Genomic DNA, 16166 nt, shown 5'->3' with positions numbered 1-16166 from the left:
TTAGCCGAAGGTCCGCGACCACCAGCCCTTACGGGCGGGCTGGTCGGCCAATGCTTCGGGAGCAGCCGCCGTTTCGGCCTCGGCGGGCGCAGACGCGTCGGCGGCAGCAGCGGTTTCGAGCACCGGCTCTGGCGTCGCCTCGGGTTCGGGCGCAGCCTCGACCTTCTTGGCGCGCGAGCGACGCTTGGGCTTGGGCTTCTCCTCGGCGGCCGGAGCCTCCTCGGTGGCAGCTTCGGCCGGCGCCTCGATCACGGGCGCGGGCGCATCGACCTCGGCGGCCTCGGCCTTGCGGGCGCGGGGACGACGGCGGGCCTTGGGCTTCTCCTCGGCGACCGGCTCGGCCTCGGGAGCGGCCTCGACCGCGACGGGGGCAGGGTCCTCGCTCGGGACCGGCTCGACCATCGGGGCCTCGCCGGGCTCGGGCGCGAGCTCGTCGCCGCCTTCCTCGCGGTCGCGGCCACGGCCACCCCGGCGGCGACCGCCACGGCGGCCACGGCGCTTGCGGCCCTCATCGTCATGGCCGTCGCTCTCGGCGGCGATTTCCTCGCGGGGCTCACCGGCGGCATCGTCCTCGCCGTCGTCGTTCGAGGCCTCGCCGTGCGGCGCGGCGTCATCACCGCCCTCAACCTCGGCGCGATCGCCCTGTTCGCCATCACGGCGACGGTTGCGGCCACCACGGCGGCGACGGCGCTTGCGGCGCGGGTCGCGCTCGCCGTCACCACGCTCGGCGCGCTCTTCCTCGGTCTCGTCCTCGGCGAATTCTTCCTCGAATTCCTCCTCGTCGACCTCGGGCTCGTCGGCCTCGATCGCGATCGGGGCGGGCTGCGGGCGGGGCGGGGCGACCGGGCGCGGGCCCGAGCTTTCCACCGCCATGCGGGCGCCCTCGAAGGTCGGGTCGACCAGCACCTCGACCGAGACGCCGTAGCGGGCCTCGATGTCGGCCAGTTCGGCGCGCTTCTTGTTCAGGACATAGACCGCCGCCTCGGAGCCGGCGCGCAGGCACACCTTCTCGCCGCGACCGCGGGCTGCTTCGTCCTCGATCATCCGGAGCGCCGACAGGCCCGCCGAGGAGGCGGTGCGCATCAGGCCCGTACCGTCGCAATGCGGGCAGGCCTTGGTCGAGGCTTCGAGCACGCCGGTGCGCAGGCGCTGGCGGCTCATCTCCATCAGGCCGAAGCTCGAGATGCGGCCGACCTGGATGCGCGCGCGATCGTTCTTGAGCGCCTCCTTCATCGCCTTCTCGACCTTCCGGACATGGCTGTTCTGTTCCATGTCGATGAAGTCGATGACGACGAGGCCGGCCATGTCGCGCAGCCGGAGCTGGCGGGCGATCTCCTGCGTCGCTTCCATGTTGGTCGCGAACGCGGTCTGCTCGATGTTGTGCTCGCGCGTCGAGCGGCCCGAGTTGATGTCGATCGAGACCAGCGCCTCGGTCGGGTTGATGACGATGTAGCCGCCGCTCTTCAGCTGGACGAGTGGATGATACATGGCCGCCAGCTGGTCCTCGACGCCGTAGCGCTGGAACAGCGGGGTCGCCTCGCTGTGCGACTGCACCTTCTTCACATGGCTCGGCATGAGCAGCTTCATGAAGCCGCGCGCCGCCTTGTAGCCGTCCTCGCCCTCGACGAGCACGTCGTCGATGTCCTTGTGGTAGAGATCGCGGATCGCGCGCTTCACCAGGTCGCTGTCACGATAGATGAGCGCCGGGGCCGAGCTTGCCAGCGTCTTCTCGCGGATCTCGTCCCACAGGCGGGCGAGATAATCGAAGTCGCGCTTGATCTCGACCTTGGTCCGCTCGAGGCCCGCGGTACGGACGATGAGGCCCATCGTGCCCGGAAGCTTCAGGTCCGAGATGATCGACTTGAGGCGCTTGCGGTCCGAGCCGTTCGAGATCTTGCGGCTGATTCCGCCGCCATGGCTCGTGTTCGGCATCAGCACGCAATAGCGGCCGGCGAGGCTGAGATAGGTGGTCAGCGCCGCGCCCTTGTTGCCGCGCTCTTCCTTGACGACCTGGACCAGCAGCACCTGGCGGCGCTGGATGACGTCCTGGATCTTGTAGCGGCGGCGCAGGTTCAGGCGCTTGCGGCGGACCTCGTCGGCGGCCTCGTCCTTGCGGTTGCGGCGGCCACCGCGCGGGGCGCGATCGCCATCCTCGGGATCGCCCTGGCTGTCCGAATCCTCGTCCGGCTCCTCGGGGCGATCGTCGTGACCATCGTCCTCGTGGTGCGGATCGAGCGGGCCGTCCTCGTCCTCGTCATGCTCGTCGGCCTCGCCGCGCAGCCGCTCTTCCTCGGCGGCATGCTCGGCCTCTTCGCGCAGCAGGGCTTCGCGATCGGCTTTCGGGATCTGGTAGTAATCGGGATGGATCTCGCTGAAGGCGAGGAAGCCGTGGCGGTTTCCGCCGTAGTCGATGAACGCCGCCTGGAGCGACGGTTCGACCCGCGTCACCTTGGCAAGATAGATATTACCCTTGAGCTGCTTGTGCTCGGCGGACTCGAAGTCAAACTCCTCGATCCGGTTCCCCTGGACGACGGCGACCCGGGTTTCCTCCGGGTGGCGCGCGTCGATCAGCATGCGCGTGGTCATTGAATAGTCTCCGGGCGCGCGCCCTGAACAGGGTCAGGCGGCGCGCGCGAGTTGCGGCCATGGCCGGCGCATCGAGGCCGGCCGGAATGGCAATGAGATGGGGTGCGTCTGCTGACCGAAGCTCCCCGGCGTTGGTCGCCGGCGAACGCGCGTCGCTGCTCACACTGGCAGCATCAAAAAGCGCGTTCTTGAACTTCATGGATCAACTTCAACCTGTACGACGCCGTGGGGACAGCCCTGTCACCGGCCCCCCGGCCTTGTCCCGCCGACCGCTCGCGACAAAAGCGAACTGGCGGACAATGGCCGTCGTAGCAGCCTCCTTGCCGCCAAGCAACGGCACGCTAGGGTCGCGGGCGTGGGCAACAGAACCATCATCCGTGCCACCCTGGTCGGCGCCGCGCTGCTGCTGGTCGGCGCCGCGCTGGCTTTCGCTTGGCAGCGCCGCTCGGGCGAGGATATGCTCGGCCAGGCGGTGGCGGGTGAGGCGCGCGCCGGCGGGCTCAGCCTCGCGCTCAATCCCGCGGTCGCCAACGTGCGCGTGACCGAGGCGCGGGTGCCCGGCCGGCCGCTGATCGTCATCGATGCCGGTCATGGCGGCAAGGACCCCGGCGCGGCGGGCGCGAGCGGCCGCGCGCTCGAGAAGGACGTGACGCTGCAGCTCGCCCGCGACCTGCGCGACCTGCTGGCGAAGAATGGCCGGGTGCGCGTGGCGCTGACCCGCGAGGGCGACACCTACCTGACGCTCGACGACCGCGCCGCCATCGCCCGCCGGCTCGGCGCCGACCTGTTCCTCGCGATCCACGCCGACAGCGCCGCCAACGCACAGGCCCGCGGCGCGACCTTCTATTCGCTGTCCGAAGTCGCGAGCGACGCCGATGCCGCCCTGCTTGCCGCGCGCCAGAACGGGGAGGGGGCGGTCGCCTCCGAGCCCGACGGTTCGCTGCGCGCCCTCCTCGCCGATGTCGCCGCGCGCGACGAGATGGCGGCGAGCGCCGACTTCGCCGTCCGCCTTCTGCGCCAGGCGCAGGGCAACATCCCGCTCCGCCCCGAGCCGCACCGCTTCGCCGCCTTCCGTGTGCTCCGCCGCTCGGACGCGCCCGCCGTGCTGTTCGAGGCCGGCTATATGAGCAGCGCCGCCGACGAGGCGATGCTGCTCGATCCCGCCCAGCGCGCACGGATCGTCGCGGCGCTGGCCCGGGCCATCGAAGCACAGGCGGCAGCGGCACGCTGACACGCCTTTCCCCCGCCCATTCAAGCGAGTAGAGCCCCGCTCATGGACGCCGTCGCGACCCCGTCTTCCTCCCCGCTACTCGAGCGTCACCACCGCGCCGCGGACCGGCTTCGCGACGCCTGGCGCCGCCGCCGGTTCTTCCGCTGGGCGACCTACGGCCTGTTCGGCGGATATTTCCTGTTCGTGCTCGTCTGGGTCGTGTTCGCGACGGGCTTGCAGTCGAGCGAGGAACTGCTCGCGCTCCAGACCAAGCTTCCGACCAACATCCGCGGCGTCGACGGCCAGCCCGTCGGCACCTTCGCGCGCGAGCGCCGGGTCGAGCTGAGTTACGACGAATATCCCCCGCTGGTCGTCCAGGCCTTCATCTCGGCCGAGGACAAGACCTTCTTCACCCATGGCGGGATCGACTATCCGGGCTTGGTCGGCGCGGTCGGCGACTTCGCGGTCAAGAAGGCGACCGGCGGCGCGCGCGCCCGCGGCGGCTCGACCATCACCCAGCAGGTCGCCAAGGGACTGCTGCAGGATTCGAGCTACAACGTCACCCGCAAGATCCGCGAGGCGATCCTCGCATTCCGGCTCGAGAATGTGCTGACCAAACAGCAGATCCTCGAACTCTACCTCAACCAGATATTTCTCGGCCGGAACGCCTATGGCGTGCAGGCCGCGGCGCGCGCCTATTTCGACAAGGACGTCGCCGACCTCACCCTGCCCGAGGTCGCCTATCTCGCGGTGCTGCCCAAGGCGCCGTCGAACTACGACCCCGTCCGCGCGACCGAAAAGGCGCTCGCCCGCCGCAACTATGTGCTGCGCGAGATGGCCAGCAACGGCTACATCACCGAGGCGCAGGCGCAGGCCGCGGCCGCGACAACGCTCGGCACGATCCGCTACGGCTCCAACGCCAAGTTCCGCGAAGTGGGCGGCTACTTCACCGAGGAAGTCCGGCGCGAGATCATCAAGAAATATGGCGAGGACCAGAAGGACGGTCCGAACAGCCTCTACGCGGGTGGCCTGTGGGTCCGCACCTCGATGAACCCGGTGATGCAGGAAGCTGCCGCCGAGGCGCTGCGCGAGGGTCTCGCCCGGTTCGACGGCGGCCGCGGCTGGCGCGACACCGGGGTCAGCGTCGACACCGCCGGCGACTGGCGCGGCCAGCTCGAACGCGCGCCGATCGGCACCGGCTTCCCCGACTGGCGCAAAGCCGTGGTGCTGAGCAAGAGCGGCGGCGCGGCGCGGATCGGCTTCACCGACGGGTCGGAGGGCACGCTCCCCGCCGGCAACGCCGTCCAGCCCAAGCGCGGCGGGGGCGGAAGCGCCTTCTCGAACCTGCGCGACGGCATGGTGATCATCGTCAAGAACGTCGGCGGCAACGTCTATGCGATCCGGTCCATCCCCGAGATCGGCGGCGGGTTCATCGCCGAGGAAGTCCGCACCGGCCGGATCCTCGCGATGCAGGGCGGGTTCGACAATATCGGCGGCGGCCTCAACCGCGCGACCCAGGCGCTGCGCCAGCCCGGCTCCACCTTCAAGCCGATCGTCTATTACACCGCCTTCGCCAACGGCATGACGCCCGCCAGCATCATCGACGACGCGCCCTTCTGCGTCTGGCAGGGCGCGGGCCTCGGCAATAAGTGCTTCAAGAATTTCGATGGCGGCTATGCGGGTCCCAAGACCCTGCGCTGGGGTGTCGAGCAGTCGCGCAACTTGATGACGCTGCGCGCCGCCTCGCAGACCGGCATGGCCAAGATCACCGACACCGCGCGCCGGCTCGGCGTCGGCGACTATCAGAACTACCTGTCCTTCTCGCTCGGCGCGGGCGAGACCACGGTGCAGCGGCTGACCAACGCTTATGCGATCCTCGCCAATCACGGCCGGGCGCTGACCCCGACGCTGATCGACTATGTCCAGGACCGCGACGGCAAGGTCATCTACCGCACCGACAATCGCTGCGCGGTGATGGACGGGCGCTGCAACGCGCCCGACTGGGACGGCGGCGCCATGCCGCGCCCGCCGAGCCGCAGCCGGCAGATCCTCGATCCGCAGGCCGCCTTCCAGATGGTCCACGTCATGACCGGAGTGATCGAGCGCGGCACCGCCACCATCCTGCGCGACCTGAATCGCCCGCTGTTCGGCAAGACCGGCACCACCAATGGCCCGACCAACGTCTGGTTCGTCGGCGGCACCCCCGACGTCGTCGCGGGCACCTACCTCGGCTACGACCAGCCGCGTTCGATGGGCGGCGCGGCGCAGGGCGGGCGGATCGCGGCGCCGATCTTCAAGCAATGGGCGCAGGTCGCGTTCAAGGACACGCCGCCGACCCCGTTCGTCGCGCCCGAGGGCATCCGCATGGTCCGCATCGACCGGATCACCGGCCGCCGCGTGTTCGGCACCTTCCCGGTCCGCGAGGATCCCAAGTCCCCGGTGATCTGGGAAGCCTTCAAGCCCGAGACCGAGCCGCGGCGCACCTATCGCCCGCATGGCGGCGACGACACCGAACTCGCCGAGGGCGCCGCGCCCGCGCCGGTCGCGCGCCGCCGGCCGTCCGCCGCCGCCGCGTCCGCGCCCAGGGCCGCCGCACCGGCCCAGCCGCGGCCCGCCCAGCAGACCCCGCCGGACGACTTCTTGGCAAAGCAGGGCGGTATCTACTAGGAGCATGGCGGCCGTTCGTCCCGAGCGCCGTCGAGGGACGTCAGCGCTTGGCGTGCCTCGACAAAGCTCGGCACGAACGGTGATCAGCTAAGGAATTACTCAGATGCGCGCCGAAGCGCAGGCTCATATCGACCAGGTCAATGCCGCGACCGCGCTCCTGCGCCGCTTCCTCGAGTGGGACCGCGCGCTGCGCCGGCTCGACGAACTCAATGCGCGGGTCGAGGACCCGGACCTGTGGAACGACCCCAAGGCCGCGCAGGAAGTCATGCGCGAACGCCGCCGGCTCGACGAGGCGGTCACAGCCACCCGCAAGATCGAGACCGAGCTTGCCGACACGATCGAGCTGATCGAAATGGCCGAGGCCGAAGGCGACGAAGGCCTCGTCGATGATGGCGTCGCCGCGCTCGCCGAGCTCGCCGCGCGCGCCGAGAAGGACAAGGTCGCGGCGCTGCTCGCGGGCGAGGCCGACGCCAACAACAGCTATGTCGAGGTCAATTCGGGCGCCGGCGGGACCGAGAGCCAGGACTGGGCCGGCATGCTCCAGCGCATGTATTCGCGCTGGGCCGAGCGTCACGGCATGAAGGTCGAACTGGTCGACTATCATTCGGGCGAGCAGGCCGGGATCAAGTCGGCGACGCTGCTGATCAAGGGCGAGAACGCCTATGGCAATCTGAAGGTCGAAAGCGGGGTCCATCGCCTCGTCCGGATCAGCCCCTACGACAGCTCGGCGCGCCGCCACACCAGCTTCGCCTCGGTCTGGGTCTATCCGGAAGTCGACGACGACATCGACATCGAGGTGAACGAAGGCGACCTCAAGATCGACACCTATCGCGCGAGCGGCGCTGGCGGACAGCACGTCAACACGACCGATTCGGCCGTCCGCATCACCCACCTGCCGACCGGCATCGTGGTGCAGTGCCAGAACCAGCGCTCGCAGCACAAGAACAAGGCCGAGGCGATGAAGCAGCTCAAGGCCCGGCTCTACGAGGCCGAGCTGCAGCGCCGCGAGGCCGAATCGAACAAGACCGAGGCGGCCAAGACCGACATCGGCTGGGGCCACCAGATCCGCTCCTACGTGCTCCAGCCCTATCAGCTGGTGAAGGACCTGCGCACCGGCACCACCTCGACCGCGCCGGCCGACGTGCTCGACGGCGACCTCGACCGCTTCATGGCTTCGGCCTTGAGCCAGCGCGTGACGGGCGAGCAGGTCGAGGTCGAGGACGTCGACTAAAATGCGCTTCTCGCGTCCGTTCGTCCCGGGCGGGTTGATGGGCCTGGCGCTGCTCACCGCGTGCCAGTCGCAGCCCTCGGCCACCACCTTTCCCGCCGCCGGCCGCGACGTCGCGCCGATCGTGTCGGACGCTTATTCGACCGAGGATGTGCGCGACCGGGTCGGCGAGTTCGACGCGGTGGTCGCCGCCGCGGGGGTCCGGCAGGGGATGAGCGTCGCCGACATCGGCGCGGGCGAGGGCTATTACACCGTCCGCCTGTCGCCTCTGGTCGGCGCCAAGGGCCGCGTGCTCGCCCAGGACATCGTTCCCGAGGTCCGCGACCGGCTCGCCGACCGGGTCCAGCGCGAGAAGCTCGACAATGTCGCGGTGCGCCTCGGCGAACCGTCCGATCCGCGCCTGCCGCCAAGCAGCCTCGACCGCATCTTCCTCGTGCACATGTATCACGAGGTCACCGATCCCTACGCCTTCCTCTGGCACCTCGCCGGCGGCCTCAAGCCCGACGGCGAAGTGATCGTCGTCGACGCCGACCGCCCAATCAAGCGCCACGGAATCACCCCCGAGCAGCTCGAATGCGAACTCGGCGCGGTCGGTCTCAAGCTCCAGCGCTTCCAGCGGTTGCAGGGCGGGGACAGCTTCGTCGCCGCCTTCCGCCTCGCAACGGCCCGGCCCGAGCCCGCCGCGCTCAAGCCCTGCGCGCCCAAAGCGTGACCATTCCGTTCGACGACTTTCTCGCCGTCGAGATCCACGCCGGCACCGTGATCGCCGCCGAACCCTTCCCCGAAGCGCGCAAGCCCGCGATCAAGCTCACCATCGACTTCGGGCCGGACATCGGCACGAAACGAAGCTCGGCCCAGATCACCGCGCTTTACCAGCCCGAGGAACTCGTCGGGCGGCAGGTGGTCGCTGTCACCAACTTCGCGCCGCGCCAGATCGGCCCGTTCATGAGCGAGGTGCTGGTGCTCGGGCTGAGCGACGCGGAAGGCCGCATCAGCCTCCTCGCGCCCGACCACGAGGTCCCCGACGGCAGCCGCATGCACTGAAATCAGCCGGGCGGGATCAGCACGGTGGCTCCAACGACGATCACGGCGATGGCCAGCGATCCCATCCAGGTGACGCGGTGGATCCGCCCCAGCGTCGTGCGATCGTAGAACCACAGCGATCCGATCAGCCCGCTCCACGTGGCGAAATAGAAAATTATGAAGGCGGTATCGGCCGCCGCCCCTTCGGGGTCCGGATACCAGGGCCAGGAGAGGTGATTGAAGTCACGGCTCAACACCGGGCTCAGCATCGCGAAGCTGCCGATCAACAGGTAGCGCTTGTGGAAGTCGGTCCGCTTCCGCTCGCGCCAGGCCTGCCACAGGCAGAAAGCGAAGACGGGAAGTAGCAAGCGGTTGATGACGACTTCGGCGCTCATCGCCGAGAAGCCGCGGAACGTGGTGACGAAGAGGAATGCCGTGCTGACGACCAGTCCGGCGCCGATAAGGAAGAGCAGCGCGCCGATCGTCCGATGCCGCGCTGTCCGCCGCATCAACACCAGCCAGGCTTGAAGGGCGAGCGACACGCTCCACCCGAGACCGAACAGGCCGTGGATGATCAGCCGCGGCGTGCGGTTGCTCGGCTGCCCGACATCGGTGACGAGATTGTCGGAGAAGGCGATCAGCGACAGCACGAGAAGAAGGCTGGTGATGCCCGGGAAGAAATAGCGCCAGCGCGTCCGGCTTGCGGGCTTTGCTGCCAGGGTGGCCACCTCGGCTCTCCATTCCCGGGAGGGTACGACTGGCGGTCCGCTCCGCTGAAGCCACAGGGTTGCGAGCGGCAAGATTAGGCTGCGGACGGGCGAGCGCTCAAGCGATTTTGCGCGGCGTCGCTGACCACCGCTTTCCCTTGCCGCCACTCGCCCCTATCTCGAACCCGGTAATTTCTTCGAGGACGACCTCCGACATGCGCGTTTTGAAGGCGATCTGGCAGCTTCTCGTCGGGATCAAGGACGCGCTCGTCCTCCTTTTCATGCTGCTCTTCTTCGCCGGGCTCTACGCCTTGCTCTCGGCCCGGCCCGCGCCGACCGTCCATGACGGTGTCCTCGTGCTCAACCTCAAGGCCGGCGTGGTCGAGCAGCCGAGCGAGCAGGGCTTCTCGCTGACCGGGGGCGGGGCCTCGCCCGCGGCGCTGCGCGACGTGCGCGCCGCCATCCTCAAGGCCAAGGACGACGACCGGGTGAAGGCGATCGCGCTCGACCTCGACGGCTTCTCGGCCGGCCAGACGGTGGTCGCCGACCTCGGCGAAGCGCTCGACGAGGTTCGCCGCGCGAAGAAGCCCGTGCTCGCTTACGCGACCGGCTATGCCGACCGCGGCTACCAGCTCGCGGCCCACGCCAGCGAGATCTGGGTCAATCCGATGGGCGGCGTCCAGCTGCGCGGTCCCGGCGGCAACAACCTTTATTATGCCGGACTCCTCGAGAAGCTCGGCGTCACCGCGAACGTCTTCAAGGTCGGCAAGTTCAAGAGCGCGGTCGAGCCGTTCACCCGCTCCGACATGAGCCCCGAGGCGCGCGAGAACGCGCAGGCGCTGGCCGGCGCGATGTTCGAGACATGGGTCGACGACATCCGCAAAGCGCGCCCGCAGGCCAATCTCGAGATGGCGCTCAAGCAGCCGGTGCAGATGGTGCAGGCCGCGCGCGGCGATTTCGCGCTCGCCTCGCAGCAGGCCAGGCTCGTCGACAAGGTCGGTGAGCGCCGTGCATTCGAGCAGCGCCTCGCCGCGCTCGGCGGCGAGGACGAGAAGACCGCCGGCGGCTACAAGGCGATCCGCCTCGACCGCTATGTCGCCTCCGAAGTCCGGACCGACCGCACCGGCGGGCCGATCGGCGTGATCACGGTCGCGGGCGACATCGTCGACGGCAAGGCCGCGCTCGGCACCGCCGGCGGCGACACCATCGCCGAGGCGGTCGAGAAGGGCCTTCGCGGCGGCAAGATCAAGGCGCTGGTCGTCCGGATCGACAGCCCGGGCGGCTCGGCGCTCGCCTCCGAACGCATCCGCCAGGCGCTCCTCGCCGCGCGCGAGAAGAACATCCCGGTGGTCGCCTCGATGGGCAATGTCGCGGCGAGCGGCGGCTACTGGGTGTCGACCGCCGCCCAATATGTCTTCGCCGAACCCTCGACCATCACCGGCTCGATCGGCGTGTTCGGCATCCTCCCGAGCTTCCAGGGCAGCTTGCAGAAGCTCGGGATCAACGCCGACGGCGTCGCCACCACCCCGCTGTCGGGCCAGCCCGACCTCCTGAAGGGGATCTCGCCCGAGGCCGGCCAGCTGATCCAGCTCGGGGTCGAAAGCACCTATGGCAAGTTCCTGACCATCGTCGGCCAGGCCCGCCGCAAGACGCCCCAACAGGTCGACGCGATCGGACAGGGCCGGGTGTGGTCGGGCGGCCAGGCACGCCAGATCGGGCTGATCGACCAGTTCGGCGGGCTCGAGGAGGCGATCGCCAAGGCCGGCGACCTCGCCAAGCTCGACAAGGACGACCGCGGGGTCACCTACCTCGACCGCAAGAAGGGCTGGAAGTCCGAGCTCGCGGGCCTGCTGCGCGGCGACGACGACGCGGATGCGAGCGAGGCCGACGCCTTCGCCGCGCTCCGCGCCGATCCCGAGACCGCGCTCGCCTCGGCGATGAAGGAGGTCCAGTTCCTGCTCTCGGGCCCGACCATCCAGGCGCGCTGCCTCGCCTGCGGTCCGGCCGATGCGGCGCAAGTCACGGCGGCGGCCCCGCCGACCGGCCTCTTCGCACGCCTGCTCTCCTTGCTCTCCTGAGCCCCTTGGGGTATGGGCGCGCTCGTCGATCCGGGGCGAAGTCCCGGCACGCGGCACCGTCAGCAGCTCCCTGTCGTCCTTTCGGCGCGAGGCTCGGTCCGGACCGCTTGCCCCTTCCTCCGGCGACCCGCCTGTTCCGGCATTCGGCCGGCGGGCGGTGTGAACCCAAGGCTTGCCAGGTCCGCCTGATGGAAAGCCGGTCCGTTACGGTCCGGCTGGCGGCATACCGACCGAGCACTAGAAGGACGAACCCTACCCCATGGCCACTGTTGCCAATCCCACGCGCGACGATTTCGCCGCGCTCCTGAACGAGAGCCTCGGCGGCGAGAACGAGGCCTTCGAAGGCCGCGTCGTCATCGGCACCGTCACCGCGATCGAGAACGACCTCGCGGTCATCGACGTCGGCCTCAAGAGCGAAGGCCGCGTTCCGCTGCGCGAATTCGCCGCCCCCGGCCAGAAGGCCGAGCTCAAGGTCGGTGACCAGGTCGAAGTCTTCGTCGACCGCGTCGAGAATTCGCAGGGCGAAGCCATGCTCAGCCGCGACCGCGCCCGCCGCGAAGCCGCCTGGGACAAGCTCGAGGGCGAGTTCGCTGCCGGCAACCGCGTCGACGGCGTCATCTTCGGCCGCGTCAAGGGCGGCTTCACCGTCGACCTCGGCGGTGCCGTGGCCTTCCTTCCGGGCAGCCAGGTCGACATCCGTCCGGTCCGCGACGTGCAGCCGCTGATGGACATCGCCCAGCCGTTCCAGATCCTCAAGATGGATCGCCGCCGCGGCAACATCGTCGTGTCGCGCCGCGCCATTCTCGAGGAAACCCGCGCCGAGCAGCGTTCGGGCCTCATCCAGAGCCTGGCCGAGGGCCAGATCATCGAGGGCGTGGTCAAGAACATCACCGATTACGGTGCGTTCGTCGACCTCGGCGGCATCGACGGCCTGCTGCACGTCACCGACATCAGCTACAAGCGCGTCAACCACCCGTCGGAAGTGCTCGAGATCGGCGCCACCGTGAAGGTGCAGATCATCCGCATCAACCGCGAGACCCAGCGCATCAGCCTCGGCATGAAGCAGCTCGAGAGCGATCCGTGGGAAGGCGCGCAGGCCAAGTATCCGGTCGACGGCACCTTCCAGGGCCGCGTCACGAACATCACCGAATATGGTGCGTTCGTCGAGCTCGAGCCGGGCATCGAGGGCCTGGTCCACGTCTCCGAGATGAGCTGGACCAAGAAGAACGTCCACCCGGGCAAGATCGTCAGCACTTCGCAGGAAGTCGAAGTGAAGATCCTCGAGGTCGACAGCGAGAAGCGCCGCATCAGCCTCGGCCTCAAGCAGGCCCAGACCAACCCGTGGAACGACTTCGCCGAGAAGCACCCGGTCGGTTCGACCGTCGAGGGCGAAGTCAAGAACGCCACCGAGTTCGGCCTGTTCGTCGGCCTCGATGGCGACGTCGACGGCATGGTCCACATGTCGGACATCGCCTGGGGCGTGTCGGGCGAGGAAGCGCTGGCGCTTCACCGCAAGGGTGAGACCGTCCAGGCGGTCGTGCTCGACGTCGACGTCGAGAAGGAGCGCATCAGCCTCGGCATGAAGCAGCTTGAGCGTGGCGGCGTCGCTGCCGGCGCGACCGGCGGCGACAGCACCCGCAAGGGCGAGGTCAAGACCGTGACCGTGCTCGAGGTCATGGAAGGTGGTCTCACCGTCCAGGTCGGCGATGATGGCCCTACCGGCTTCATCAAGCGCTCGGACCTCGGCCGCGACCGCGACGAGCAGCGCCCCGAGCGCTTCCAGGTCGGTCAGAAGTTCGACGCGCAGGTCACCGGTACCGACCGCTCGAAGAAGCCGACCTTCTCGATCAAGGCGATGCAGATCGCCGAGGAGAAGCAGGCCGTTGCGCAGTACGGTTCGTCCGATTCGGGTGCGTCGCTCGGCGACATCCTCGGCGCCGCGCTGGAGCGTGCCAACAAGAAGTAAGCCTGAGGTCGGCCCTTCCCGTTTCCGCTCCGGCGGGACGGGAGGGGCCCCTCCCACGACGCTTCGACAAGCGGCGTTTTCCCATCGTTCGCGGACACTTGCGGTCAGCTTCAACATCTGACAGCTTGGCCCGGCGGATGGGGCTTCCGCGAGTGACGCATCGGGAAATCCGCGGGAAGATCCGCGGAACAATCAAGCGGGGACGTGCGAATGATCCGGTCGGAATTGGTGCAGAAGCTCTGCCACGACTTTCCCGATCTTACCCAGCGTGACATCGAGACGATGGTCACCGGTTTCTTCAACGAGATCACGGCCCAGCTCGCCAAGGGCGGCCGCGTCGAGCTGCGCGGCTTCGGCGCCTTCTCGACCCGCAGCCGCGATGCCCGCACCGGCCGCAACCCGCGTACCGGCGAGCAGGTGGAAGTGGACGCCAAGAAGGTCCCCTACTTCAAGCCCGGCAAGGAAATGCGCGAGCGCCTGAACCTCACCGAGGTCGTCGCCGAGTAACAGTTCCACGATAGGACCGGCGGAAGGCTGGTCCTTCGTCCTAATGACGCGCGGCCCCAGTTCGTCTTGAAGGAATTCGAGAGAGGATCGTCACGTGAGCTGCCAGACGAGGTCGGACCGGATTGCTGAACTGGAGGCGGAGCTGGCCAAGCTTCGCGCCGACAGCGCCGCGACCGCACCCGACGGGGCACTCCTCAAGACCCTCCTCGACGACATCGCCAGGCGCCGAACGGTCGAGCATGAACTCAACCAGGCGCACGAATGGCTGACCCTCGCCCAGGAAGCGGGGATGGTCGCAGCCTACACCTTCGACTTCCATACTGACACGCTGTCTTGGTCGAGCTCGGCCCGCGCACTCTACGGCTTCGACGAGGGGGTCGAGCCGAGCCTCGAATTGTGGATGAGCACCATCCACCCCGACGACATCGCCCTGGTAGAACGCGTGGTCGAGGCGACCATGACCACCGGCGCCCCTGTCGACCAGCGCTATCGCCTGCTCCGTCCCGACGGGTCGATCGCGTGGATCCAGGATCGCGGCCGGGTCATCCTCCACGATGACGGCAGCCCGGCGCGGCTGGTCGGAGTCAACGTCGACGTCACCGAACTGGTCGAACTCGAGCGCCGCGCGAGCGAGGACGGCGAACGGCTTCGTCTCGCCTTGTCCGCCGGCCGCAACGCGTGCTGGGACTGGAACCTTGCCACCAACGAAGTCGTCTGGGACAGCCAGCTCTCAGTCTTCGCCGGCGTCGATGCGTTCGGGGGCGACTTCCAGAGCTTCTGGGATCTCGTCCACGCCGAGGACAAGCCGCTGGTCCGCGCCGCGCTCGACAGGTCGCTGGCGACCGGCAGCGACTATGCGGTCGAGTTTCGCATGGTTCGCCCCGACGGCTCCATCCGCTGGACCCGGACGCAGGGAAAGGTCGTCCATGACAAGGAGGGTAAGCCCGTTCGCGTGGTCGGGATCGACTGCGACATCACCGAGACCAAGCTCGCGCATCTCGCACTGAACGAAGGCCGGCGCTTCCTCGTCTCGGTCCTCGGCGCCTCGCCCGACTGCATCAAGGTGATCGAGCTCGACGGCACGATCAGCTTCATGAACGCCAACGGCCAGCAGCGGATGGAGATCACTGACTTCGACCAGGTTCGCGGCCGGCGCTGGACCGACCTGTGGCCGCCCGAATGCCACCTGCTCCTGACCAATGCGCTGGAGCGCGCCAAGCGCGGCGAACGCACCGGCTTCGATGCCATCTGCCCCACCGCCGCGGGCACGCCCAAATGGTGGGACGTGTCGGTCGCGCCGATCAACGGCGAGGACGGGACGGTCCAGAGCATCCTCGCCATCTCGCGTGACATCACCGACCGCAAGCAGGCCGACGACCAGCTCCAGCTGCTCAACGCCGAGCTTCACCACCGGATCAAGAACAACCTCGCCACGGTCCAGGCGCTGGCCCGCGCCACGATGCGCGGAAGCCGCGACCTCGAGAGCTTCGACCAGTCCTTCTCGAGCCGGCTCGAGGGGCTGGGCAAGACCTATGGCCTGCTCAAGACCGGCGCCAAGGCCGCGAGCCTGCAGGACCTCGTCGACAGCGAGCTCGGCCACTTTGCCGATGGCGGCGAGGGCCGCATCGTTCGGGGCGGACCCGACGTCCAGCTGTCGTCGACCGCCGCCGTGTCGGTCGGCATGATCCTCCACGAGCTCACCACCAACGCCTGCAAATATGGCTGCCTCAACCACCCGTCGGGCCGGCTCGCGGTCTGCTGGACCTTCGACGGCCGTGACGTCCGCCTCGTGTGGGAAGAGGATTGCACCGCCGCGGCGAGCCCGGCGAACGAGAATGGCGGGGGCTTCGGTTCGGTCCTGATCGACCGCCTCGTCCGCCAGCTCAAGGGCACCATCCGCCGCCGCTGGGAACGCGGCGGGCTGGTGGTCGAACTCATCCTCCCCGACATCGAGACGCGCTGACGCGCTCAAGCGGCCAGCGCTTCGGCCGCGCGCTCGGCGCGGCGGATCGCGATCGGCGAGGGAAGGGGGCTCCACAGCCCGGACGCGATAACCAGCGCGGCTGCTTCGCGCTCGATGATCCGGACCCAGCCCCGTCTCGCGCAGGCTTCCGATCCGGCGGTGATCGTCGGACGGTGTGCATGGCGCCGCCGCGAGACGACCATACGTCACCTTGATCCAAATCTATGTCAC

At 68.7% G+C, this 16166-nt stretch carries 12 protein-coding genes; 9 read left to right on the top strand and 3 right to left on the bottom strand.

All coding sequences use genetic code 11. From position 1 onward, the window contains the following. Positions 1 to 2586: an Rne/Rng family ribonuclease gene (locus ABD693_RS01940; protein WP_344695278.1), complete on the bottom strand. Its 2586-nt coding sequence runs from the start codon at positions 2584 to 2586 to the stop codon at positions 1 to 3. A gap of 355 nt (positions 2587 to 2941) precedes the next feature. Here ABD693_RS01940 and ABD693_RS01935 point away from each other — a divergent pair, with 355 nt between their 5' ends. The 5 genes from ABD693_RS01935 (at position 2942) to ABD693_RS01915 (ending at position 8735) form a co-directional block, all read left to right on the top strand. Beyond that, positions 2942 to 3817, top strand: coding sequence for an N-acetylmuramoyl-L-alanine amidase family protein (locus tag ABD693_RS01935; protein ID WP_344695277.1), 876 nt, complete (start codon positions 2942 to 2944; stop codon positions 3815 to 3817). Positions 3818 to 3859: 42 nt separating this feature from the next. Beyond that, positions 3860 to 6463, top strand: coding sequence for a penicillin-binding protein 1A (locus ABD693_RS01930; RefSeq protein WP_344695276.1), 2604 nt, complete (start codon positions 3860 to 3862; stop codon positions 6461 to 6463). A gap of 103 nt (positions 6464 to 6566) precedes the next feature. Next, on the top strand, positions 6567 to 7694 hold the full coding sequence (gene prfB, locus ABD693_RS01925) for a peptide chain release factor 2 (RefSeq protein ID WP_344695274.1): 1128 nt from the start codon (positions 6567 to 6569) through the stop codon (positions 7692 to 7694). 1 nt (position 7695) lies between these two features. Then, positions 7696 to 8403, top strand: coding sequence for a class I SAM-dependent methyltransferase (locus ABD693_RS01920; protein ID WP_344695273.1), 708 nt, complete (start codon positions 7696 to 7698; stop codon positions 8401 to 8403). Then, positions 8400 to 8735 carry a tRNA-binding protein gene (locus ABD693_RS01915; protein ID WP_344695272.1) on the top strand — a complete coding sequence of 112 codons (336 nt, stop codon included), beginning with the start codon at positions 8400 to 8402 and terminating at the stop codon, positions 8733 to 8735. The genes ABD693_RS01920 and ABD693_RS01915 overlap by 4 nt, the downstream gene beginning before the upstream one ends. 2 nt (positions 8736 to 8737) lie before the next feature. On the opposite strand, the gene ABD693_RS01910 is transcribed toward ABD693_RS01915, so the two are convergent. After that, positions 8738 to 9442, bottom strand: coding sequence for a hypothetical protein (locus ABD693_RS01910; RefSeq protein WP_344695271.1), 705 nt, complete (start codon positions 9440 to 9442; stop codon positions 8738 to 8740). A 194-nt stretch (positions 9443 to 9636) separates the two neighbouring features. Between ABD693_RS01910 and sppA the strand changes: the two genes are divergently transcribed. The 4 genes from sppA to ABD693_RS01890 all read left to right on the top strand — a co-directional run bounded on the left by sppA (position 9637) and on the right by ABD693_RS01890 (position 15935). After that, on the top strand, positions 9637 to 11499 hold the full coding sequence (gene sppA, locus ABD693_RS01905) for a signal peptide peptidase SppA (protein ID WP_344695270.1): 1863 nt from the start codon (positions 9637 to 9639) through the stop codon (positions 11497 to 11499). A 259-nt stretch (positions 11500 to 11758) separates the two neighbouring features. Further along, the gene (rpsA, locus tag ABD693_RS01900) at positions 11759 to 13465 is read left to right on the top strand and encodes a 30S ribosomal protein S1 (RefSeq protein ID WP_344695269.1); all 1707 of its coding nucleotides are present in this window, start codon (positions 11759 to 11761) and stop codon (positions 13463 to 13465) included. Positions 13466 to 13675: 210 nt separating this feature from the next. After that, positions 13676 to 13972 (top strand): integration host factor subunit beta, encoded by a 297-nt coding sequence (locus ABD693_RS01895; protein ID WP_344695268.1) that lies wholly within the window; start codon positions 13676 to 13678, stop codon positions 13970 to 13972. A 94-nt stretch (positions 13973 to 14066) separates the two neighbouring features. Further along, positions 14067 to 15935 (top strand): sensor histidine kinase, encoded by a 1869-nt coding sequence (locus ABD693_RS01890; protein ID WP_344695266.1) that lies wholly within the window; start codon positions 14067 to 14069, stop codon positions 15933 to 15935. 5 nt (positions 15936 to 15940) lie between these two features. Here ABD693_RS01890 and ABD693_RS01885 read toward each other — a convergent pair whose 3' ends face one another. Further along, positions 15941 to 16138: a hypothetical protein gene (locus tag ABD693_RS01885; protein WP_344695265.1), complete on the bottom strand. Its 198-nt coding sequence runs from the start codon at positions 16136 to 16138 to the stop codon at positions 15941 to 15943. Between the last annotated feature and the right edge of the window lie 28 nt (positions 16139 to 16166).

This window comes from Sphingomonas rosea (assembly GCF_039538065.1).
Taxonomy (GTDB): domain Bacteria; phylum Pseudomonadota; class Alphaproteobacteria; order Sphingomonadales; family Sphingomonadaceae; genus Sphingomicrobium; species Sphingomicrobium rosea.
The sequence above is the reverse complement of the archived record's forward strand: the minus strand, read 5'-3'. Positions and strand labels throughout refer to the sequence as shown.